The organism is Enterobacter cloacae complex sp. 302F9 (genome assembly GCF_050030335.1).
Lineage (GTDB): Bacteria > Pseudomonadota > Gammaproteobacteria > Enterobacterales > Enterobacteriaceae > Enterobacter > Enterobacter hormaechei_C.
The window spans coordinates 3937002-3958684 of record NZ_JBLGUC010000001.1 but is presented as its reverse complement, the minus strand read 5'-3'; the positions used below and the strand labels follow the sequence as shown (position 1 = coordinate 3958684).

Genomic DNA, 21683 nt, shown 5'->3' with positions numbered 1-21683 from the left:
GTGGCGCTGCGCTTACCCGGCCTACAAAACCGTAGGCCCGTGCAAGCGCAGCGCCGCCGGGCAGCAGCCGCAGAGTATTATTTTTCCGGTGGCGTATAGCCTTCGATATGGACGTCTTTACCCTCGAACAGGAAGTTCACCATCTCCTGCTCCAGCAGTTTGCGGTGTTCCGGGTTCATCATGCTGAGCTTTTTCTCGTTGATCAGCATGGTCTGCTTCTTCTGCCACTGTCCCCAGGCTTCTTTGGAGATCTCGTTGTAAATGCGCTTACCCAGGTCGCCCGGGTAGAGCTGGAAATCCTGGCCTTCAGCGTCGCGCTGTAGGAAAGTACAAAAAATGGTTCTGGCCATACTCATTCCTCTTTGTCTTGCCGATGCTAAACCATTGCACCGACACGTAATTGCTGTAACAGGCGCTCCACGGGAGCCGCCAGCCCGACTGATGGCGGTTGCGCTAAGTTATACCAGAGAGCGTTGCCTTCATCCATGCACGACGTGAATGAGGACACGGGAAGCCACATCGGCACAATATCCAGATGGAAATGGCTGAAGGTATGACGGAACGCGTTGAGTTGCGTCAGGGTATCGGCCGCAATGCCGCGCTGTTCAAGCCATGCCCGAAGCGAGGCTTCATCCTCAAACTGTGGGAAGCAGTATAGACCACCCCACAGGCCACTCGGCGGGCGCTGAGCGAGAAACACCTCGTCGCCATGCTGCATCAGCAGCATGTACCCGGTGCGTTCAGGCAGCGTCTGCTTCGGTTTTTTCCCCGGATACTGCGCCCAGGTGTGGTTCGCATACGCCACGCAGAGGTTGTTTACCGGGCAAAGTTCGCACTTCGGTTTTGAACGGGTGCAGACCATCGCGCCCAGATCCATCATCGCCTGGTTAAAACGCTCCACCCCTTTCGCCGGAGTGACCGCTTCACTGATCTCCCACAGGCGTTTCTCAACCTCTTTCTTGCCCGGCCAGCCATCTATGGCGTAGCAGCGTGCGAGCACGCGCTTGACGTTGCCGTCGAGAATAGGGAAATGTTTGCCTAAAGAGAGGGAGAGGATTGCGCCTGCGGTTGAACGCCCGACGCCGGGCAAATCCGCCACCTCGTCAAAGGTCTCCGGGAATTTACCGTTGTGGCGGGTGGCGACCTGCTGTGCGGCTTTGTGCAGGTTGCGCGCGCGGGCGTAATAGCCGAGGCCTGTCCACAGGTGCAGTACCTCGTCCAGCGGCGCGTTGGCCAGATCGGTGATTGTCGGGAAGCGCGCCATAAAACGCTCGAAGTAAGGAATGACCGTCGCGACCTGCGTTTGTTGCAACATCACCTCGGAGAGCCATACTTTGTACGGCGTTTTTTCAATTTGCCAGGGCAGGGTTTTACGCCCGTATTTGTCGTACCAGTCCAGCACCTGGGCTGAAAATTGAGAGGCTTGCATGGTCATCGATTCGCTTAATCAGGGACGCAGATTGCAGCACAGCGTCAATCTGCTGTAAACCGGATCTTTCCCATGCTTGCATAGAAGCCTTAACTTTGGATAATGCCCGTTTCCCGAACATTCTCACAAGCAGACAACTCTTTTATGAAAAACGACGTCATTTCACCGGAATTTGATGAAAACGGTCGCCCGCTGCGCCGTATTCGCAGCTTTGTCCGCCGTCAGGGGCGCCTGACAAAAGGGCAGCAACACGCGCTGGACAACTACTGGCCGGTGATGGGCGTTGAGTTCAGCGAGCAACCGCTCGACTTCACCGACCTGTTTGGCCGCGACGCGCCAGTGACGCTGGAGATTGGTTTTGGCATGGGCACCTCGCTGGTGACCATGGCAAAAGCGCGCCCGGAGCAGAACTTCCTCGGTATCGAAGTACACTCGCCGGGCGTCGGCGCGTGCCTGGCAACGGCCCACGAAGAGGGCGTTGAGAACCTGCGCGTCATGTGTCACGACGCGGTGGAAGTGCTGCACAAAATGATTCCTGACAATTCTTTGAACATGGTTCAGCTCTTTTTCCCTGACCCATGGCACAAAGCGCGTCATAATAAACGCCGTATCGTTCAGGCACCGTTTGCCGAGCTGGTGAAAAGCAAGCTTAAGCTGGGCGGCGTCTTCCACATGGCGACCGACTGGGAACCTTATGCGGAACATATGCTGGAAGTGATGTCGTCCCTGGACGGGTATAAAAATCAGTCTGAAAGCAACGACTACGTACCGCGTCCAGATTCACGTCCGGTGACAAAATTTGAACAACGTGGCCATCGTCTTGGTCACGGCGTATGGGACTTAATGTTCGAGAGGGTGAAATAATGGCAAAGAATCGTAGCCGTCGTCTGCGTAAAAAGATGCACATCGAAGAATTCCAGGAAGTGGGCTTCTCCGTTGCCTGGCGCTTCCCGGAAGGCACCAGCGTTGAGCAGATCGATCAGGACGTTGATGCGTTCATCAACGAGGTGATCGAGCCAAACAAGCTGGCCTTCGACGGTAGCGGCTATCTGGCGTGGGAAGGTCTGATTTGCACCCAGGAAGTGGGGAAATGCACCGAAGAGCATCAGGCGCTGGTACGCAAATGGCTTGAAGACCACAAACTGGAAGATGTCCGCGTTAGCGAACTTTTCGACGTTTGGTGGGACTAATAAAGCAAGAACGGGGCCAGCATTAGCTGGCCCATTTTGTCTGAGGGAGTGTTAAAGATGCGCAAAACGTTGCTGGCTGTTGCTTTACTGGCAATCGGAACCACCGCCCATGCGGAGTATAAATGTAGCGTCACCCCGCGTGATGACGTGGTGCTGAGTCCGCAAACCGTGCAGGTTAAGGGCGAGAATGGCAATCTGGTGATTACGCCGGATGGCAACGTGACCTTTAACGGCAAACCGCAAAACCTGACGGCCGCCCAGCGCGAGCAGGCGATGGACTACCAGGCCGAGTTGCGTACCGCGCTGCCCTGGATCAACGATGGCGCGCTGACCCGCGTTGAAAAGAGCCGCGTGGCGCTGGATAAAATCATCACCAAAGAGGTGGGGGAGAGCAGCAATATGCGCACCCGCCTGACGAAGCTGGATAAACAGCTGAAAGAGCAGATGAACCGTATTATCGAGACGCGCTCTGATGGCCTGACGTTCCACTATAAGGCGATCGATCAGGTGCGTGCCGACGGTCAGCAGCTGGTGAACCAGGCGATGGGCGGCATTCTCCAGGACAGCATCAACGAGATGGGCGCCAAAGCGGTGCTGAAGGGTGGCGGTAATCCGTTGCAGGGTGTACTGGGTAGCCTGGGCGGACTGCAAACCTCGATTCAGAACGAGTGGAAGAATCAGGAAGCCGATTTCCAGCAGTTCGGCAAAGACGTGTGTAAACGCGTGGTGTCGCTGGAAGACAGCCGGAAGGCGCTGGTGGGGACGCTGAAGTAATTCACTTAGCCCCTCACCCTAACCCTCTCCCCAAAGGGGCGAGGGAATAGTTTGCTCCCTCACTTTAACCCTTTCCCTAAAGGGGCGAGGGAATAGTTTGCGCCCTCACATTAACCCTTTTCCTAAAGGGGCGAGGGGATGGTTTGCCCCCTCTCCCTTTCAGGGAGAGGGCCGGGGTGAGGGTTGCAGCGCTTGCAGCGTTTCAAGGATCCTTTCTAACACCGCCTCTTCGTTATTCCAGAGTTCGTTGTTCCAGAATCGAATAACGTGCCAGCCCTTATGGTTTAACCACAATGTCCTTTGTCGATCGTATTCCAGCTTTTCATCATGTTGTCCGCCATCTAGCTCAACGGCCAGCCGAGCCGCGCAACAGGCGAAATCCAGAATGTAGTGACCTACCGGGTGCTGTCGGCGAAATTTATAATTTTCGAAACGGCGGCTGCGCAGTAAATACCAAAGCCGCCTTTCTTCCTGTGTCAGCTCGCGTCTGAGCTGTTTTGCATAAGAACGAGTAATTTCCATCCCCACACTCTGCCAGCCTTTCCCTCAGCCAGCAGAACGGGATGTAAAATTCTGAATCAGCCTTCAGGATTTTCAGCGAGGAACAGCTCAAGAAGGGAGTTTAAGAACAGCTTGCCGTGCTCGGTGATCTGCCAGGACTCATCACACTCGGTCAGATACCCCTGCGCCAGCGCCTCGTCAATCTGCGGACGAATCACTGACTCCGGCAGCCCGGTATAACGCGTAAATTCCGCGCGCGGTGCGGCTTCCAGCAGACGGAAGCGGTTCATAAAGAACTCAAACGGCTTATCCGCCGCCTCGACGTCGTGCTGACGCTCCAGGTAGCGGCCTTCCATATACCCGCGCGGGTGACGCGTTTTGGCGGTACGCAGAATGCGTCCGTCCGGGAAGGTCACTTTGCCATGTGCGCCGCAGCCAATTCCCAGATAATCACCAAAACGCCAGTAGTTCAGATTGTGCTGACACTGATAGCCCGGCTTCGCATACGCCGACGTTTCGTATTGCTGATACCCCGCCGCGGTCAAAAGCTGGTGGCCCTGCTCGAAGATATCCCACAGCGCGTCATCGTCCGGCAGCACCGGAGGACGGGAACCAAACAGGGTGTTAGGCTCAATGGTCAGCTGATACCACGACAGATGCGGCGGATTCAGTTCAATCGCCTGACGCAAATCGTCCAGCGCTTCTTCGAGCGACTGATCCGGCAGGCCATGCATCAGGTCGAGGTTAAAGCTGCGCAGCCCAAGCCCCGTTGCCAGGTTTGCCGCGCGCTTTGCCTCTTCCGGGCCGTGGATACGCCCCAGACGCTTCAGCTTTGGCTCGCTAAAGCTCTGCACGCCGATAGAGATACGGTTCACGCCCGCACGCTGATACTCGACAAAACGGTCGGCCTCAACGGTACCGGGGTTGGCTTCCATCGTAATTTCAGCATCCACTGCCAGGTTCAGGCGTGCGCGCACGCCATCCAGCAGCGTCTGCATCGCCGGGCCTGAAAGCAGGCTCGGTGTACCGCCACCAATAAAAATGGTCTTCACTTCACGTCCCTGTGCGTACGATACATCGGCATCCAGATCGGCCAGCAGATGCGCGACGTAATCATCGTGCGGCACTTCGCCCTTCAGCGCGTGCGAGTTGAAATCGCAGTACGGGCATTTCTGCACGCACCATGGGATGTGAATATAAAGACTCAGAGGCGGCAAATTAGCCATTACGCAGTGCTTCCAGTAACAGTTTCAGGGCGCGTCCACGGTGGGAGATCGCGCTTTTCTCTTCGCGGGTGAGTTCCGCAGCGGTTTTTCCCTCGGTCGGGACAAAGAAAATTGGGTCGTAACCAAAGCCGCCGTTGCCCGCCGCTTCAAGGGTGATCACGCCCGGCCAGCTGCCGTGACAGACAATCGGCGTGGGATCTTCCGCGTGACGCATGTAGACCAGCACGCAGTGGAACTGCGCGGTACGCTGTTCGTCAGGGACGTCTTTCAGGGCCACAAGCAGCTTTTCCAGATTCTGCTGGTCGGTGGCGTCCACCCCGGAATAGCGGGCGGAGTAAATCCCCGGCGCACCGCCCAGAAAATCCACGGCCAGACCGGAGTCATCAGCAATCGCGGGCAGGCCGGTGATCTGCGCCGCATGGCGCGCTTTCAGAATGGCGTTTTCGATAAACGTCAGGCCGGTCTCTTCGGCGGAGTCCACGCCCAGCTCGGTCTGAGCGACCACGTCCAGCCCAAAATCATTTAATAGCGAGGCCAGCTCGCGCACTTTACCGGCGTTACCGGTGGCGAGAACAACTTTCTGCATGGTTTAGTCCTGTTCTGTCAGAGCCGCGACTTCCGTCGGGATAGATTGCGGGTTAAGGATTTTTACCTGTTTATGCCGGCCAAGTTCACCTTTCTCAATGATGACCTGGCTTTTAGCGACGCGAAACTGTTTAGCCAGATATTTGGTCAGATGCGCATTCGCCTGGCCGTCAACCGGCGGGGCAGTGATGGCGACTTTTAGCTCGTCGCCATGCAGCCCAACAATACTGTCGCGGCTGGCTTTCGGCTGAATGTACAGCCGTAAAACCAGCCCGTCGGCGCAGGGGCTAACTGCACTCATAACGCCATCCACAGCCCCGGCAGCAGCATATTACCCGTCGCCTGTAACAGTTCCGCGATACCCATATTCAGCACGTACAGCAGCAGAACGAGAAGCATCGGGGAGAAGTCGATTCCGCCCATTGCAGGCAGCAGGCTACGAATCGGACGCAGCAACGGTTCAGTCAGCTGAATCAACGCGTACTCCACCGGGCTACGGCCCCGGCTTACCCAGCTCATGATCGCCATCACCAGCAGGACCCAGAAGATCAGCGAGCCGACGGTTTTAACCAGGATCAGAACGGCTGAAATCCAGATAATCGGCTGGAAAGTGATGACCATAAACAGCACGATCGCTTTGATAACGCTCAGAATAAACGCCATCAGCAGAGATGAACTGTCAATTGGCCCCATTGCCGGAATGACGCGGCGAAGCGGCCCCACAACGGGCTGCGTGATTTTCACGATAAATTGTGAGAATGGATTGTAAAAATCACAACGGGCCCACTGCATCCAGACGCGCAACAGCAGCGCCATCGTATACAGTTCAATGACCGTTGAAAGCAGGAAAGTCAACGTCTTCATGGCGTTCCTCAGGTTTCCTTATTATTGGGGGTAATCGCGCGCACCGAAAATTGCCGTGCCGATGCGCACCATGGTGCTGCCTGCCGCGATGGCGGCTTCCATATCGTCCGACATGCCCAGAGAAAGCGTGTCTACCGTGTCATAGCGCGCCTTAAGCGCCTCAAATGCTACAGCCATTTGCTGTGCCACGGCAAACTGCCTTTCATAACTTGACTCTGGCGCCGGGATAGCCATCAGCCCGCGCAGGGTTAAGCGCGGCAGCGCCGCCACGTCCGCCGCCAGCGCATCCAGTTCGCCCAGCGTAATGCCGGACTTGCTGTTTTCATCGCTGATGTTGATTTGAATCAGCACGTTAAGCGCTGGCATCTCCGCCGGGCGCTGGTCGCTAAGACGGGTAGCGATGCGCAGACGATCGATGGTGTGGCACCAGTCAAAGTGCTCTGCTACCAGACGGCTTTTGTTCGACTGTAGCGGACCGATAAAGTGCCATTGCAGGTCTGTATTTCCCCGTTCCCGGAAAGCACGAATTTTATCCACGCCTTCCTGCACATAGTTTTCACCAAAGGCACGATGACCGGCGGCTATCGCTTCTGCGATGGCGCTCGCAGGCTTAGTTTTGCTGACTGCAAGCAACGTAATTTCTTCTGGAGCACGGCCGCAACGCGTTGCCGCGGCTGAGATTTTGTCCCGGACCTGTGCCAGGTTATGCGCAATGTCGTTCATTTTCCGAGGAGTAGTCTATGGATGTGGAAGAAATTGTGGCCCTTAGTGTAAAGCATAACGTCTCCGATCTACACCTGTGCAGTGATTCGCCACCGCGCTGGCGCAGGTCAGGCCGTCTTGAACCTGCGCCGTTTCCGCCCCCGGATGTGGAGGCGTTATTAAAAGCGTGGCTCAACGACGAACAGCAGGGCGCATGGTGGGCAAACGGGCAGGTGGATTTTGCCGTTACCCTCGCAGGCCGTCAGCGGCTGCGCGGCAGTGCGTTTAACCATATGCACGGCGTTTCGATTGCGCTGCGGCTGTTGCCGCTGACGTGCCCGCAGCTCTCTGCGTTAGGTGTGCCGCGAGCGATCCCGGAGCTGCTGTCCAATGACAATGGCCTGATTCTGGTCACCGGCGCCACCGGCAGCGGGAAATCGACCACCCTGGCCGCGATGGTCGATTTCCTCAATCACCAGACGGACGGGCATATTCTGACCCTGGAAGATCCGGTGGAGTTTATGTTCCAGAGCGAACGTTGCCTGATCCAGCAGCGGGAGATAGGCCAGCACAGCCCGTCCTTTGCCGAGGCGCTGCGCAGCGCGCTGCGTGAAGATCCGGATGTGATTCTGCTTGGTGAGCTGCGCGACAGCGAGACGATACGCCTGGCGCTGACGGCGGCGGAAACCGGCCATCTGGTGTTAGCCACGCTGCATACGCGCGGCGCGGCGCAGGCGATCGAGCGCCTGGTCGACACCTTTCCAGCGCAGGAGAAAGATCCGGTGCGTAATCAGCTGGCGGGAAGCCTGCGTGCGGTCCTGGCGCAGAAGCTACGTCAGGATGTCCAGGGCGGGCGCGTGGCGCTGTATGAGCTACTGGTGAATACCTCGGCGGCGGCAAACCTGATCCGCGAAGGCAAAACCTGGCAACTGCCGGGCATTATTCAAACGGGGCAGCAGGCGGGAATGCAGAACTTTGAGCAGAGTCTGGCGGAGCGACGGGCGCAGGGGCGGCTGTAGCCCCGGCGCTCAGTAACCCTGTTCGAAATAGCTTTCGAGAATAATGACGGCTGAAGCTGAATCCACGCTGCCTTTGTTCAACGCCCGGAAGCCACCGTGCTCGAACAGGCCAGCGCGTGCCTCGACGGTGCTCAAACGTTCATCGTGCAGCTTAACGGAGACGCCAAAGCGGCCATGGATTTTGTTCGCGAACTTGCGCGCGCGGGCGGTAAGCGGTTGCTCGGTGCCGTCCATGTTTAGCGGCAGGCCGACAATCACGTCGTCCGGCTGCCACTCTTTGAGCAAGCGCTCAATAAGGTTCCAGTCCGGCGTGCCGTCGTTAGCTTTCAGCGCCGTGAGCGGGCGGGCGGTGCCGGTGATCCGTTGACCCACAGCGACGCCGATGCTTTTGGTGCCGAAGTCGAAGGCGAGAAGGGTGCCGCTCATTACGCGTGCCCCGCAACGCCAGGCATGGTCAGAATATCAATGCCAATCAGTTTTGCCGCGTCACGCCAGCGATCGGCGATAGGGGTTTTAAACAGGATATTCATATCCGCAGGGGCTGTCAGCCAGGCGTTGTCCAGAATTTCTTGTTCCAGCTGCCCTTTTTCCCAGGAGGCGTAGCCGAGCGCAACCAGCACCTCAGAAGGCTGACTGGCAGTGCCCAACGTTTCAAGCACGTCGCGAGAGGTGGTGACGACGGTGTTATCGGAGATACGAATGCTGGACGAGAAAACCGGCGGGGTATGCAGGATAAAGCCACGATCTTCTGCAAGCGGGCCGCCGAGCATCACCGGTTTATCGAGACGGATTTCCGGCAGCCGCGCTTCAGCAGGGATTTTCAACTTGTCCAGAATGCCTTCCACCTGGAGGTTTTCCAGCGGCTTATTGATGATAATCCCCATCGCGCCGTCTTCGTTGTATTCGCAAATATAGACCACGGAGCGGCGGAAAATCGGATCCTGGAGAGCAGGCATGGCAATAAGAAAGTGATGCTGTAAATTCATTGTCAGAGGTACTGTTTCCTGGTTTAAAAAGCGACAGCGCCCAGTATGGGGATAAACACAGGCGCTGTCACAGGTTATTTCTGTAAACGTTTTTCGATAGCGTCCATCAGCATTCCGGTGATCGAGATCGGGAATTCCGCTTCGATTTCACGAATGCAGGTCGGGCTGGTGACGTTCACTTCGGTCAGGCGATCGCCGATGATATCGAGGCCGACGAAGATCAGGCCTTTGGCTTTCAGCGTAGGGCCGACGCGGCGGGCAATTTCCCAGTCGCTTTCGCTTAACGGACGCGGTTCGCCACGGCCGCCAGCCGCCAGGTTGCCACGGGTTTCCCCTCCCTGCGGGATACGCGCCAGGCAGTAAGGCACCGGCTCGCCGTCTACGACCAGCACACGCTTGTCGCCGTCTTTAATGGCCGGCAGATAGTTCTGCGCCATGCAGTAGCGGGTTCCCAGCTCGGTCAGCGTTTCGGCAATCACGCCAATGTTCGGATCGCCCTCTTTCACGCGGAAGATCGACGCGCCACCCATGCCGTCCAGCGGCTTCATGATGATGTCGCCGTGCTTCTGCCAGAATGCTTTCAGCTGCGTTTTGCTGCGGGTGACGAGCGTTTCCGGCGTCAGGTCAGAGAACCATGCGGTATAGAGCTTCTCGTTGCAGTCGCGCAGGCTCTGCGGCTTGTTGACGATCAGCGTTCCTTTCTCTTCGGCACGCTCAAGGATATAGGTGGCGTAAATGTATTCGGTGTCGAACGGCGGATCTTTACGCATCAGGATCACGTTAAGGTCGGCCAGGGCAATATCCTGCTCGGTACCGAATTCGTACCATTTTTCGTAGTTCTGCTCGACGTTAACGATGCGGGTGCGTGCGCGGGCTTCACCGTTGATCAGGTAAAGATCGTTCATCTCCATATAGTGGAGTTCATAGCCGCGACGCTGCGCTTCCAGCAGCATAGCGAAGCTGGAGTCTTTCTTGATGTTAATGTTTGCGATGGGGTCCATCACGATGCCGAGCTTAATCATCTTCTTCTCCGGTTATGGGTCAGGCTTTGCTTCAACCCAGATCGCCAAATCGCACCTGTAGCGCGGTAATGGCGGTGAGTGCCGTTGTCTCAGTGCGCAGAACGCGAGGTCCCAACAGAATATCAGTAAACTGGTAACGCGCCGTCATGGCAATTTCGTCAGCCGACAGGCCGCCTTCCGGGCCAATCAGCAGGCGTACACGCTCAACGGGCAGCGGCAGCGTATTGATGCTGACGCTGGCGCGCGGATGAAGATTGAGCTTAAGCCCGCTTTCCTCTTCTGCACACCAGTCCTCCAGATCCATCGCCGGGCGGATCTCAGGGATACGGTTGCGGCCGCTCTGTTCGCAGGCCGCAATGGCAATTTTTTGCCACTGCTGGATCTTTTTGTTCAGACGTTCCGCATCCAGTTTAACGCCGCAGCGCTCAGAAAAAAGTGGCGTAATGAGGCTTACACCCAGTTCAATGGATTTCTGAATGGTGAACTCCATCTTTTCCCCACGCGACATCACCTGGCCCAGGTGAATGTGCAGCGGGGATTCCCGGTCGTCCACGTCGCCACGCAGCACCTTCACGTGCACGCTTTTTTTATCGGCGCGCGTAATTTCAGCGTCGAAAACCTGATTAGAGCCGTCAAAGAGCTGAATCGCCTGGCCTGCCCCCATGCGCAGCACGCGACCTACATGGTTTGCGGCATCATCAGACAGGGCGATTTCGCCGCCTGGGGTAATCAGTTCAGGGTGATAGATGCGAGGGATGCGCATAGTCAGAAATTCCATGTGTCATGCGATATAAGCGAATTGCCGTAGTGTAGGTTAGCTCTTTTGCGCCTGGCAAGCCCGCTGGACGTAAGGGTTATGATTCCCCTGGACTTTGGCGATACGTTCGTCGCGCTGGCATTCCCAGTCCGTTACCGGGTAGAGCTTGTCCCAGGCATTGAAGAGCTGCGTCTGCTGGCGGGAAAGATTGAGATCGTAGCGGTCGCGCATATAGAAATAAGTGCGGGCGATGCTGCCGCGCGCGCGGGCAGGCGGTTCGGCGACTTTCTCTTTGAAATCGACCTTCATGGCGCACTGACCGTACTGGCCTTCGCCACCGTTCCACTGGCTGTACATGAAGTTTCCGCGGTCGCCATTGACCTCACCCACGGCGGGTTGCAGGTTGTGCATATCGCTTTCCATCTGGCGGTAGACCGGATCTTTGGCGCAATTTTTACGTCCACCGTCCTGCCAGCACTGGCGCTGGTGGCCAAACTGCCAGGCCGGAACAACGTGTTCCCATTCGATTCGGCTGGCGCGATTCTCGTTCTTGCGCACCTTATAGCCGCAGGATCCCAGATCCACGACCCCTTTCTTACCCTGCCAGTTAATTTTACAGCCGCAGTAGAAATCACCCGGTACGTCGGCGTTAATCTTTACGCCCGCGGTTTTTGCCTGAGAGAAACTGTGAATACCGTCGGCCAGAGCATGGCCGGAGAGCGCTGTCGCCAGAAAAGCGACCGCGAGAGAAACATTACGGGACATCTTACACTCCGTGTCAAAACGAGCCCGCAACGTAACGAATGTTGTTCCCGTATGCAATCAGTCAGATCAGGAAAGTTCCTGAAAGTTCAGTTGATTATTCCGCAACCAGCGGTTCGCCGCATTTAACGCAGCGATAGGTCGCCTCGCCGCGCACCACGCGGTTATGGCGGCGGACGGTAAGCTGGTGCTGCTGACACTGGCAGCGGTAGGGGAAGGTATTGCGGCGTACCGATTCCAGCTCGAACTGATGGGTGCGGCGAGCCGGAACCCCGAGCACCGCCTCCATCATCCATTTCCACTCTTTGCCGTGCGGCGCGACGCGGCCAAAGTGTTTCCACACCAGCAGGTGCGCCAGTTCGTGCGGGACGACTTCGTCGATAAACGCCTGCTGGTTTTCCATCATCAGCACCGGATTCAGGCGGATCTCATACGATTCCAGCCAGGCGGTGCCTGCCGCGGTACCACGCTGCTGATAGACCAGCTTCGGTTCAGGATAATTGCGGCCGAGCTTCAGGTTGGCCTGGGCGAGTTTTTCCCGCAGGCTGCGCATGACGGCTTGCTGAATGGCGATGGGGAGACGGGGAGCTTTCATAGGGGCAGAGCATAAAGCGGGAAGCGGGGAGGCGCAAGAGGCGCCTCCCGCAGGAGGATCAGTCGTGTGCGCCGATTTCGCGCAGAGGACGACCTTTCATCAGGTTACGTTCAATGTGTTCCAGTGAAACATGTTTGGTTTCAGGAACCAGCCAGATAGTGAGAACGATAAAGAACAGGTTCAGACCGGCGTAGACCCAGAAGGTATTGGCGTTACCCAGGGTATTGAGCATGGTCAGGAACGTTGCGCCGACGATCATGTTGGCAATCCAGTTGGTTGCGGTAGAACAGGTGATACCAAAATCACGCCCTTTCAGCGGCTGGATCTCAGAGCACAGCACCCAAATCAGCGGACCGGCGCTCATCGCAAACCCAATGATAAACATCAGCAGCATCGCCACGGCGAAGTACTGTGCCGTTGGGGAATGAATGCCCATGTGCATCATGGTACCCAGCACGCCCATCCCGACGGCCATCACCAGGAAGCCCAGCGTCAGGGTTGGCTTACGTCCCCAGCGGTCCACCAGACCGATAGCGATAAAGGTCGCCAGCACGTTGGTCAGGCCGACGATCACGGTGCCCCACATCTGCTCGGTGGTGTTGGTGTAGCCCGCCAGTTCGAAGATTTTCGGCGCGTAATACATGATGACGTTCATCCCGGTGAACTGTTGCATGATCTGTAACAGCACACCGAGGAACACCGCGCGGCGGAAGTTGCTGTTCTCTTTGAACAGCGCCCAGCCGGACTGTTTGACCTTCAGGCTTTCGCGGATCTCTTCCAGCTCGTTTTTGGCTTCGGCGCTGGTATCACGCAGGCGTAAGAGCACGCGTTCGGCATCATGGAAGCGGCGTTTGGCGGCAAACCAGCGCGGGCTGTCTGGCAGGAAGAAAACGCCAATCAGCAGCAGGATGGCAGGAATGATGATTACGCCCAGCATCCAGCGCCATGCGCCGCTGTAGCTGAATGCGGTATCCGAGAGATAAGCCCCCAGAATACCGATGGTGATCATCAGCTGATACATGGAAATCATGCTGCCGCGGATTTTTTCCGGCGCGATTTCAGACAGGTACAGCGGGGCAGTATAAGACGCCACGCCCACTGCCAGACCGAGCAGCACGCGGGAGATGATCAGCACTTCAACGTTAGGCGCAGCGGCAGAGAACAGTGAGCCGGCAACGAACAGGATCGCGCCGATCATCAGGCTTTTTTTACGCCCGAGCTTAAAGGAGAGCCAGCCGCTGCCGACCGCGCCGACGGCGGCACCGAACATCATGGAGCTAACCACCCATTCCTGAGTGTGTGCGCTAATCTGGAACTCATCGGTGATGAAAGGTAATGCACCGGCAATTACGCCAATATCCAGGCCAAAGAGTAATCCTGCCAGAGCGGCGAGGAAGCAGACGAAGAACGTCATTGCCTTATTGGACGTACGCCCCTGTTTATTATTGTCAGGCATTATGCCCTCCAGTTGGGTTATCAGTTTTTACGATATTAAGAGTAGGTGAGCGGCTCATAAAAATATGTGAGTCAAATCACAACGGTGTAATCGGTTACACTGGCTTGTAACCGTAAAAATAATTAAAGCTTTGAAAATATAGAGGTAAATTAATTGATGTGCATCGCGTTTGCACAAATTTCAGACTTAACTGAAAGGGAATGTAACAGCAGAAGAAATGCGATCATGCAAAGAGAATATTCTGAAAGCGGGGTATAGAGAGTGAGGTGTAAACGGTTCCAAACATTGCCGGGTGGCGGCTGCGCCTTACCCGGCCTACAAAAACTCACTACTCGTAAGTCGGGTAAGGCATAGCCGCCACCCGACATAAAAAAGGCCAGCACAACGGCTGGCCTGTTTAAGCTACTGGCAGTCGATTACTTCAGACCGGCAGCATCACGCAGCAGGGCGGCTTTGTCGGTTTTTTCCCATGGGAAATGTTCGCGGCCAAAGTGACCGTACGCTGCGGTTTCCTGGTAGATTGGGTGCAGCAGATCCAGCATCTGAATCAGACCGTATGGACGCAGGTCGAAGAACTCACGCACCAGCAGGGTCAGCTGTTCAGAAGGCACTTTTTCAGTACCGAAGGTTTCCACCATGATGGAGGTTGGCTCAGCCACGCCGATGGCGTAGGAAACCTGGATCTCACAGCGGTCAGCCAGACCGGCAGCAACGATGTTTTTCGCCACATAACGTGCAGCGTACGCCGCAGAACGGTCAACTTTAGACGGATCTTTACCGGAGAATGCGCCGCCGCCGTGACGTGCCATGCCGCCGTAGGTATCTACGATGATTTTACGACCGGTCAGACCGCAGTCACCCATTGGGCCGCCGATAACAAAGCGTCCGGTTGGGTTGATGAAGAATTTGGTCGCAGAGCTCAGCCATTCAGTTGGCAGAACCGGCTTGATGATCTCTTCCATCACCGCTTCTTGCAGGGATTTCTGGTCAATCTCTTCCGCATGCTGCGTGGAAAGAACCACTGCATCGATACCGACGATTTTCCCGTCGTCATACTGGAAGGTCACCTGGCTTTTCGCATCCGGACGCAGCCACGGCAGGGTGCCGTTTTTACGCACTTCAGCCTGACGCTGCACCAGACGATGGGCGTAGGTTACCGGCGCTGGCATCAGCACGTCGGTTTCGTTGGTTGCGTAGCCGAACATCAGGCCCTGGTCACCCGCGCCCTGTTCCAGCGGATCGGCACGGTCAACGCCCTGGTTGATATCCGGAGACTGTTTGCCAATCGCGCTCAGTACGGCGCAGGAGTTGGCATCAAAGCCCATATCAGAATGTACATAGCCAATCTCACGCACCGTGTTACGGGTGATCTCTTCGATATCAACCCATGCGCTGGTGGTGATCTCACCGCCAACCAGAACCATGCCGGTTTTGACATAGGTTTCACACGCTACGCGCGCCTTTGGATCCTGCGCGAGGATCGCATCCAGCACCGCATCGGAGATTTGGTCAGCAATTTTATCAGGATGTCCTTCTGATACGGACTCGGACGTAAACAGGTGTTTTGCCATGTTTTATTTCACCTAAGAGGAATTTGGTTAGCTCAAGCTGCTGTGTGGAATAGCCATAGGAGATAATTCTACCAAGGCCTACAGGATTTTGACACTGGCAGTCTGAGTGTTAATCGGTATGGATGGATTAACATCTGGACGTCTATTTTAGGTCACTTCTTCACCCGATTTCCAGTTTTTTTTGACTCACCTCTCACTGTGTTGAAAACGCTGCTGGAAATTTTTCCTGACGACGCTGGCAACATGCGCATTTTTGTTTTGCTTTTTAGCGACCTTCTCGGTATAAAACGCGGCGCGCGGCTCATATAAAATAAGCGCTCGATGAACACATCGTGTCGCCACTTCCAGCCGGGTTAAGCAGTGAACTTTTAGCTTTGGCTTGTGGTCCGTTTCAGCAGAGGCGGCCGTGGAGGTGATACGAGATAATGAACCATCGTTTTCCGCTCATTCAGCGCAGCCGTTCTGGCGCGCATTTGATTCCCACCCGCACTTCTGGTCTAAACACCTGCCGATGTTATACCCATCTCGGTGCTTCTCAGGATTCCAGAGCCGGTCACGCTTTGTGAAAACTGAACAAGGGCGCTCTTGTTAATACAGGAGTTTTCTCGTGGTTTCGCCGAACCTTGTCATACAGAGTTCGGATACGTGTTTTACAATGATATGAATAAGAAACCGGTCGCACGGTCTGGATTTCAGCATACTCTGCTGGGAAATGGAGCCGTTAATGGGTTGTTATCGCCGTATAACGCTGCGATAGTAGTCAACTGTTTTACACTTAATACAAAGAGTTGAGGTTCGCTATGTCTGACGACATGTCTTCGCTTTCGCCTTCGTCAGCAGGCGAACAGGGTGTACTACGTTCTATGCAGGAGGTTGCGATGAGCTCCCAGGAAGCCAGCAAGATGCTGCGCACTTACAATATTGCCTGGTGGGGCAATAACTACTACGACGTTAACGAGCTGGGCCACATCAGTGTCTGCCCGGATCCGGACGTCCCGGAAGCGCGCGTGGATCTCGCTAAACTGGTGAAAACCCGTGAAGCGCAGGGTCAGCGCTTGCCTGCACTGTTCTGCTTCCCGCAGATCCTGCAACATCGCCTGCGTTCTATTAATGCCGCGTTCAAACGCGCGCGGGAATCGTATGGTTATAACGGCGACTATTTCCTCGTTTACCCGATCAAGGTCAATCAGCACCGTCGCGTGATTGAGTCCCTGATCCACTCCGGCGAGCCGCTGGGCCTGGAAGCAGGCTCTAAAGCGGAGCTGATGGCGGTTCTGGCGCACGCGGGCATGACCCGGTCGGTGATCGTCTGTAACGGCTATAAAGACCGCGAATACATTCGTCTGGCGCTGATTGGCGAGAAGATGGGCCACAAGGTCTATCTGGTGATCGAGAAGATGACCGAAATCGCGATCGTGCTGGAAGAGGCCGAGCGTCTGAACGTGATCCCACGCCTTGGCGTGCGTGCGCGTCTGGCATCGCAGGGTTCCGGTAAGTGGCAGTCCTCCGGCGGTGAAAAATCCAAGTTCGGCCTCGCGGCGAACCAGGTGCTTCAGCTGGTGGAAATTCTGCGCGAACGCGGTCGTCTCGACAGCATTCAACTGCTGCACTTCCACCTCGGCTCGCAGATGGCGAATATTCGCGACATCGCCACGGGCGTGCGCGAATCGGCGCGTTTCTACGTTGAGCTGCATAAGCTCGGCGTGAATATTCAGTGCTTTGACGTGGGCGGCGGCCTGGGCGTGGACTACGAAGGGACCCGCTCGCAGTCTGACTGCTCGGTAAACTATGGCCTGAACGAATATGCCAACAACATCATATGGGCGATTGGCGATGCCTGCGAAGAGCACGGCCTGCCGCACCCGACGGTGATCACCGAATCCGGCCGCGCGGTCACCGCGCACCATACGGTGCTGGTCTCTAACATCATCGGCGTTGAGCGTAGCGAAATCACCGAAGCCACGCCTCCGGCAGACGATGCCCCACGTTCCCTGCAAAGCATGTGGGAAACCTGGCAGGAGATGCACGAGCCGGGCACGCGTCGTTCCCTGCGCGAATGGCTGCACGACAGCCAGATGGACCTGCACGATATTCACGTCGGCTACTCGTCAGGCACCTTCAGCCTGCAAGAGCGCGCGTGGGCCGAGCAGCTCTATCTGAATATGTGCCACGAAGTGCAGAAACAGCTCGACCCGAGCAACCGCGCGCACCGTCCGATTATCGACGAGTTGCAGGAGCGTATGGCGGACAAAATGTACGTCAACTTCTCCCTGTTCCAGTCGATGCCGGATGCCTGGGGTATCGACCAGCTGTTCCCGGTTCTGCCGCTGGAAGGGCTGAACCACGCCCCGGAACGCCGCGCCGTGCTGCTGGACATCACCTGTGACTCCGACGGCGCAATCGACCACTACGTCGACGGCGACGGTATCGCAACGACGATGCCAATGCCGGAGTACGATCCGGAGAACCCGCCAATGCTGGGCTTCTTTATGGTGGGGGCGTATCAGGAGATCCTCGGCAACATGCACAACCTGTTCGGTGATACCGAAGCGGTTGACGTGTTTGTCTTCCCTGACGGCAGCGTGGAGGTTGAGCTGTCCGACGAAGGGGACACCGTGGCGGACATGCTCGAATACGTTCAACTGGATCCGAAAAAACTGCTCACCCAGTTCCGCGATCAGGTGAAAAACACCGGTCTGGACGATGCCTTGCAGCAGCAGTTCCTGGAAGAGTTTGAAGCGGGTCTGTACGGGTATACGTATCTGGAAGACGAGTAAGAAAACCCCCCTCTCCCTGTGGGAGAGGGGCGGGGTGAGGGCATCAGGCCGCTGTGCCGCCGATGCCCGGTGGCGCTGCGCTTACCGGGCCTACGAATGTACGCCGGAGAAGGCGAAGCCGCCATCCGGCAGAATGCTATACTCACTTGAACCCGTATGAATTAACGGCGATAATTCGCCCCAATATGCGATTTACGAATCAATCCCTTCCTCGTCGGGTTTAACGACGCGGAGGGGATTTTTTTTCATCTGTTTTTAATGTATCGACTTTATAAGAGGTCAGGACATGAGCACTTTAGGTCATCAGTACGATAACTCTCTGGTATCTAACGCGTTTGGTTTTTTACGCCTTCCGATGAACTTCCAGCCGTACGACAGCGATGCGGACTGGGTGATCACCGGCGTACCGTTCGACATGGCAACGTCCGGTCGCGCGGGGGGACGTCATGGCCCGGCGGCGATCCGTCAGGTTTCCACCAACCTGGCCTGGGAGCACAACCGCTTCCCGTGGAACTTCGACATGCGCGAGCGCCTGAACGTGGTGGACTGCGGCGATCTGGTGTACGCCTTCGGCGACGCGCGTGAGATGAGCGAAAAATTGCAGGCGCACGCCGAGAAGCTGCTGGCGGCCGGTAAACGCATGCTCTCCTTCGGCGGTGACCACTTCGTGACCCTGCCGCTGCTGCGCGCCCACGCGAAGCACTTCGGCAAAATGGCGCTGGTGCACTTCGATGCGCACACCGACACCTACGCGAACGGCTGTGAATTCGACCACGGCACCATGTTCTATACCGCGCCGAAAGAAGGCCTGATCGATCCAAACCACTCCGTGCAGATCGGCATCCGCACCGAGTTCGACAAAGACAACGGCTTCACCGTACTCGACGCGGGCCAGGTGAACGATCGCGGCGTGGACGATATTCTGGCTCAGGTTAAGCAGATCGTCGGCGACATGCCTGTCTATCTGACCTTCGATATCGACTGCCTGGATCCGGCATTCGCACCGGGTACCGGTACGCCGGTGATCGGCGGCCTGACATCAGACCGCGCCATCAAGCTGGTGCGCGGCCTGAAGGATCTGAACATCGTCGGGATGGACGTGGTGGAAGTGGCTCCGGCCTATGACCAGTCCGAGATCACCGCGCTGGCCGCGGCGACCCTGGCGCTGGAAATGCTCTACATCCAGGCGGCGAAAAAAGGCGAATAAGCCTTACGCGCTGATTGCTGCTGCGCGCCGCATGCGCAGCAGCAACATTCCCCCGGCAAGCAGGGTGACAACCTGCGAGACGACCAGCACCGAAAAGCCTGAACTGACCGACCCCACCGATCTCATCACCATCCCCATCAGCAGCGGAATAAACGCCGCGCAGATATTGCCGATCCCATTGATTATGCCGTAAGCGCTGCCCACGGCGTCCCGGGCGGCGTGATGCTGGATTACCGCAGGAATAGCCGCTCCCTGAAGCCCCCAGAACACGTTGGCAGACAGCATAAAGAGCGCCAGCCATGCGGGCTGATGGCTGAGCATCAGTGCGATCACGGAGAGTGCCGTCAACGTACCGCCCACCACAAACAGTACCGGTGCCTGTTCCGGACGCATTTTATCGAGCAGCACGCCACCCAGAAACTTTGACCCCAGACTGAGCAGGAAGGGGATCGCCGCAAGCCAGCCCGTGGCATGCAGCGAGAAGTGGTGCTCGTCACGCAGCCACGCGGGTAACCAGGCGCTGCTCCCCCAGAGATAGCTCAGGGTGGCGATTTCAACCACCATGATCCAGCCCAGCAGCGGCGTCTGCCAGGCCAACGTGAAGGTGTGAACAAACCCCGGCTTTTTCGCGGTCGGGAGCTTGCGCGGCGCGGGCAGAAAACGCCAGATTAAGCCGCCGCCGAGGAGAAGGTTGATTGCCGCCAGTGCATAAAACGATCCGGCCCAGCCCAGATGCGACATCAGCCAGGTCACCAGCGGAAAGCCCACGGCCAGCCCGAGCGAGACGCCCAGCGCGGTCACGGCGTTGGGTTTGCCGATCTCTTGCGCGCTAAAGTTATCGCTGATAAAGCGCGTTTTCAGTGAAAAAAGCGGTCCCTCCGCGATCCCCAGAATCACGCGGGCGAAGAGCATTCCCGTCAGCGAGCCGAGCAAAGGTGAAGCCGCGCAGACCGCGGCCCAAATCGCAATGCTGCTTAATAATCCCTGCCGATAATGAAGTTTGCTTTCAATAACCGGCGTTAATAATAAAGCGGAAAATCCATAACCCAGAAGAAAGCAGGTCATGAGCAGGCCCTGTAACATTCTGTTTTCATTTAACTGAAAATGTTCGGCAAATTCCGGGTTTAAAATCATTACCGAGATATTTACCCGATCGACGTAGGAAATAATAATGAGTAATAAAAGCGCAATCGTGCCTTGCCATCTTGCCGTCATCATGTCCGCCTTACGTTTTTTGTAACTTATATTTTTCATCAATGTGATTGTCACGGGGCTAAAATGATTCACCTGTGAAACTCTTTGTTTATTAAAGATAAATTAAAAATTCGTTTCACAGGTGAAACGCGAAAGAGGTGACGTTCATTTATTTTTAGAGAGTAAAAAGAAAAGAAGTCAATATCTTTTATTGAAAATAAGAGACCATTAAAAAAACGTATTTCTCACGCTGCAATAATGAAAATTTCATATCGCTGCATTTTTTCGTGATCCCTTGCACACTTAGTTAATTAATTGCCGATCGATTAACAAATTCGTCACATTGTCGCTTGACGAAACATTCATCGCTTTTATATTGACCGTATTAAATAAGAAACAGAGTTTCATATATGAAACAAAAGCCTGGAGGATCGTGATGAGCTGGATAGGCGTATGTGACGCAGAGCAAGTACAGGAAGATTTCCCTTTTAGCGGCAACGTCGACGGTAAAGAGATCGGCGTTTACCTGATCGACGGTGAATATTACGCGCTGGAGGACGTATGCCCGCACGCCTATGCCCTGCTGAGTCAGGGCTTCGTGGAAGACGGCAAGGTGGAATGCCCGCTGCACGAGGCGGTGTTCGACGTCAAAACCGGCCAGTGTCTGCACGGCCCCGGTGGTCGCAACCTCAATCGTTACCCGGTTCGGGTTTTTGAAAACCAGATTCAGATTACCTTCGTTGAGGAGACCGTGGCATGAGCGACACGCTGAACTACAACCCGGCGCTGCCGGAAAGCCGCCAGTTTACCCCGCCGGCAGAGGGCGGTAATGGCGCCATTCATAAGCCGGGTGATTACACCAACCTGATCTGGCAGACCCGCAGCCGCGAGCCGGAAAGCTGGGAAGTGAAGCTGATTGCGACGCTGGAAGATCTCTTCGAGCAGGGCGTTGAAACTTTGCCGGAGCTGGTAAGCGGGCTGAACGCGGTGCGTATGCACGACCAGCAGGGCGAGCCGTGGAGCGACGCCAGCTTCCAGGCATTCTTACAGGTTAACGGCTACTGAG

General features: G+C 56.2%; 27 protein-coding genes. 10 read left to right on the top strand and 17 right to left on the bottom strand.

The genetic code is table 11. The features are described 5' to 3' along the window. Positions 1–77 precede the first annotated feature (77 nt). On the bottom strand, positions 78–350 hold the full coding sequence (locus ACQG0T_RS19200) for an oxidative damage protection protein (RefSeq protein WP_003862425.1): 273 nt from the start codon (positions 348–350) through the stop codon (positions 78–80). Between the two features lie 26 nt (positions 351–376). After that, on the bottom strand, positions 377–1429 hold the full coding sequence (gene mutY / locus ACQG0T_RS19195; protein WP_169802915.1) for an A/G-specific adenine glycosylase: 1053 nt from the start codon (positions 1427–1429) through the stop codon (positions 377–379). Positions 1430–1573: 144 nt separating this feature from the next. Between mutY and trmB the strand changes: the two genes are divergently transcribed. The 3 genes from trmB to ACQG0T_RS19180 are packed head-to-tail and all read left to right on the top strand — an operon-like array spanning position 1574 to position 3393. Then, positions 1574–2293 carry a tRNA (guanosine(46)-N7)-methyltransferase TrmB gene (trmB, locus tag ACQG0T_RS19190; protein ID WP_015571843.1) on the top strand — a complete coding sequence of 240 codons (720 nt, stop codon included), beginning with the start codon at positions 1574–1576 and terminating at the stop codon, positions 2291–2293. Beyond that, positions 2293–2619 (top strand): YggL family protein, encoded by a 327-nt coding sequence (locus ACQG0T_RS19185; RefSeq protein ID WP_003862421.1) that lies wholly within the window; start codon positions 2293–2295, stop codon positions 2617–2619. The genes trmB and ACQG0T_RS19185 overlap by 1 nt, the downstream gene beginning before the upstream one ends. A 57-nt stretch (positions 2620–2676) precedes the next feature. Beyond that, a complete protein-coding gene (locus ACQG0T_RS19180) occupies positions 2677–3393 on the top strand; it encodes a DUF2884 domain-containing protein (protein WP_015571842.1) in 717 nt (238 codons plus the stop codon). 159 nt (positions 3394–3552) lie between these two features. Here the strand turns inward: ACQG0T_RS19180 and ACQG0T_RS19175 are convergent, their stop codons facing one another. From ACQG0T_RS19175 to ACQG0T_RS19150, 6 genes are read right to left on the bottom strand one after another with little or no spacing between them, the layout of a single operon-like run. Further along, positions 3553–3915, bottom strand: a complete 363-nt coding sequence (locus tag ACQG0T_RS19175) for an endonuclease domain-containing protein (protein ID WP_023295414.1) — start codon at positions 3913–3915, stop codon at positions 3553–3555. A gap of 56 nt (positions 3916–3971) precedes the next feature. After that, positions 3972–5120, bottom strand: a complete 1149-nt coding sequence (gene hemW, locus ACQG0T_RS19170; protein WP_017382926.1) for a radical SAM family heme chaperone HemW — start codon at positions 5118–5120, stop codon at positions 3972–3974. Further along, complete coding sequence (locus ACQG0T_RS19165) at positions 5113–5706, bottom strand: XTP/dITP diphosphatase (protein WP_023295413.1); 594 nt, start codon at positions 5704–5706, stop codon at positions 5113–5115. Before ACQG0T_RS19165 ends, hemW begins: the two co-directional genes overlap by 8 nt. A gap of 3 nt (positions 5707–5709) precedes the next feature. Further along, positions 5710–6006, bottom strand: a complete 297-nt coding sequence (gene yggU, locus ACQG0T_RS19160; protein ID WP_003860023.1) for a DUF167 family protein YggU — start codon at positions 6004–6006, stop codon at positions 5710–5712. After that, on the bottom strand, positions 6003–6569 hold the full coding sequence (locus ACQG0T_RS19155) for a YggT family protein (RefSeq protein WP_015571838.1): 567 nt from the start codon (positions 6567–6569) through the stop codon (positions 6003–6005). The genes yggU and ACQG0T_RS19155 overlap by 4 nt, the downstream gene beginning before the upstream one ends. Before the next feature lie 21 nt (positions 6570–6590). Next, a complete protein-coding gene (locus ACQG0T_RS19150) occupies positions 6591–7292 on the bottom strand; it encodes a YggS family pyridoxal phosphate-dependent enzyme (RefSeq protein WP_015571837.1) in 702 nt (233 codons plus the stop codon). Positions 7293–7309: 17 nt separating this feature from the next. Here ACQG0T_RS19150 and ACQG0T_RS19145 point away from each other — a divergent pair, with 17 nt between their 5' ends. Next, positions 7310–8290, top strand: coding sequence for a type IV pilus twitching motility protein PilT (locus ACQG0T_RS19145; RefSeq protein WP_023295411.1), 981 nt, complete (start codon positions 7310–7312; stop codon positions 8288–8290). A 9-nt stretch (positions 8291–8299) separates the two neighbouring features. Here ACQG0T_RS19145 and ruvX read toward each other — a convergent pair whose 3' ends face one another. From ruvX to metK, 8 genes are all read right to left on the bottom strand, one after another. Next, positions 8300–8716, bottom strand: coding sequence for a Holliday junction resolvase RuvX (gene ruvX / locus ACQG0T_RS19140; RefSeq protein ID WP_006811925.1), 417 nt, complete (start codon positions 8714–8716; stop codon positions 8300–8302). Then, positions 8716–9276, bottom strand: coding sequence for a YqgE/AlgH family protein (locus tag ACQG0T_RS19135; protein ID WP_006811924.1), 561 nt, complete (start codon positions 9274–9276; stop codon positions 8716–8718). Before ACQG0T_RS19135 ends, ruvX begins: the two co-directional genes overlap by 1 nt. A 74-nt stretch (positions 9277–9350) precedes the next feature. Next, the gene (gene gshB, locus ACQG0T_RS19130; RefSeq protein ID WP_023295410.1) at positions 9351–10298 is read right to left on the bottom strand and encodes a glutathione synthase; all 948 of its coding nucleotides are present in this window, start codon (positions 10296–10298) and stop codon (positions 9351–9353) included. A gap of 31 nt (positions 10299–10329) precedes the next feature. After that, a complete protein-coding gene (gene rsmE / locus ACQG0T_RS19125; RefSeq protein WP_271040455.1) occupies positions 10330–11061 on the bottom strand; it encodes a 16S rRNA (uracil(1498)-N(3))-methyltransferase in 732 nt (243 codons plus the stop codon). Positions 11062–11112: 51 nt separating this feature from the next. Next, on the bottom strand, positions 11113–11820 hold the full coding sequence (endA, locus tag ACQG0T_RS19120) for a deoxyribonuclease I (RefSeq protein ID WP_003860034.1): 708 nt from the start codon (positions 11818–11820) through the stop codon (positions 11113–11115). 94 nt (positions 11821–11914) lie between these two features. Continuing rightward, complete coding sequence (locus tag ACQG0T_RS19115; protein ID WP_015571833.1) at positions 11915–12412, bottom strand: SprT family zinc-dependent metalloprotease; 498 nt, start codon at positions 12410–12412, stop codon at positions 11915–11917. Between the two features lie 58 nt (positions 12413–12470). Next, positions 12471–13868 (bottom strand): galactose/proton symporter, encoded by a 1398-nt coding sequence (galP, locus tag ACQG0T_RS19110; RefSeq protein WP_015571832.1) that lies wholly within the window; start codon positions 13866–13868, stop codon positions 12471–12473. A gap of 416 nt (positions 13869–14284) precedes the next feature. Then, on the bottom strand, positions 14285–15439 hold the full coding sequence (gene metK, locus ACQG0T_RS19105; protein ID WP_003860037.1) for a methionine adenosyltransferase: 1155 nt from the start codon (positions 15437–15439) through the stop codon (positions 14285–14287). Positions 15440–15864: 425 nt separating this feature from the next. Between metK and ACQG0T_RS19100 the strand changes: the two genes are divergently transcribed. From ACQG0T_RS19100 to speB, 4 genes are all read left to right on the top strand, one after another. Beyond that, positions 15865–16005 carry a hypothetical protein gene (locus ACQG0T_RS19100; RefSeq protein WP_418235904.1) on the top strand — a complete coding sequence of 47 codons (141 nt, stop codon included), beginning with the start codon at positions 15865–15867 and terminating at the stop codon, positions 16003–16005. Between the two features lie 94 nt (positions 16006–16099). Continuing rightward, entirely contained in the window at positions 16100–16231 is a 132-nt protein-coding gene (yqgB, locus tag ACQG0T_RS19095) for an acid stress response protein YqgB (RefSeq protein ID WP_057979949.1), read from the top strand. Between the two features lie 8 nt (positions 16232–16239). Next, on the top strand, positions 16240–18216 hold the full coding sequence (speA, locus tag ACQG0T_RS19090) for a biosynthetic arginine decarboxylase (RefSeq protein WP_017382922.1): 1977 nt from the start codon (positions 16240–16242) through the stop codon (positions 18214–18216). Positions 18217–18502: 286 nt separating this feature from the next. Continuing rightward, positions 18503–19423 carry an agmatinase gene (speB, locus tag ACQG0T_RS19085; RefSeq protein WP_017382921.1) on the top strand — a complete coding sequence of 307 codons (921 nt, stop codon included), beginning with the start codon at positions 18503–18505 and terminating at the stop codon, positions 19421–19423. A gap of 3 nt (positions 19424–19426) precedes the next feature. Here the strand turns inward: speB and ACQG0T_RS19080 are convergent, their stop codons facing one another. Next, positions 19427–20638, bottom strand: a complete 1212-nt coding sequence (locus ACQG0T_RS19080; RefSeq protein ID WP_023295408.1) for an MFS transporter — start codon at positions 20636–20638, stop codon at positions 19427–19429. 415 nt (positions 20639–21053) lie between these two features. Here ACQG0T_RS19080 and ACQG0T_RS19075 point away from each other — a divergent pair, with 415 nt between their 5' ends. Both ACQG0T_RS19075 and ACQG0T_RS19070 read left to right on the top strand, forming a co-directional pair. Then, on the top strand, positions 21054–21377 hold the full coding sequence (locus tag ACQG0T_RS19075) for a Rieske (2Fe-2S) protein (RefSeq protein WP_003860044.1): 324 nt from the start codon (positions 21054–21056) through the stop codon (positions 21375–21377). Beyond that, entirely contained in the window at positions 21374–21682 is a 309-nt protein-coding gene (locus tag ACQG0T_RS19070) for a recombinase-like helix-turn-helix domain-containing protein (protein ID WP_017382919.1), read from the top strand. Before ACQG0T_RS19075 ends, ACQG0T_RS19070 begins: the two co-directional genes overlap by 4 nt. Position 21683: the final 1 nt, after the last annotated feature.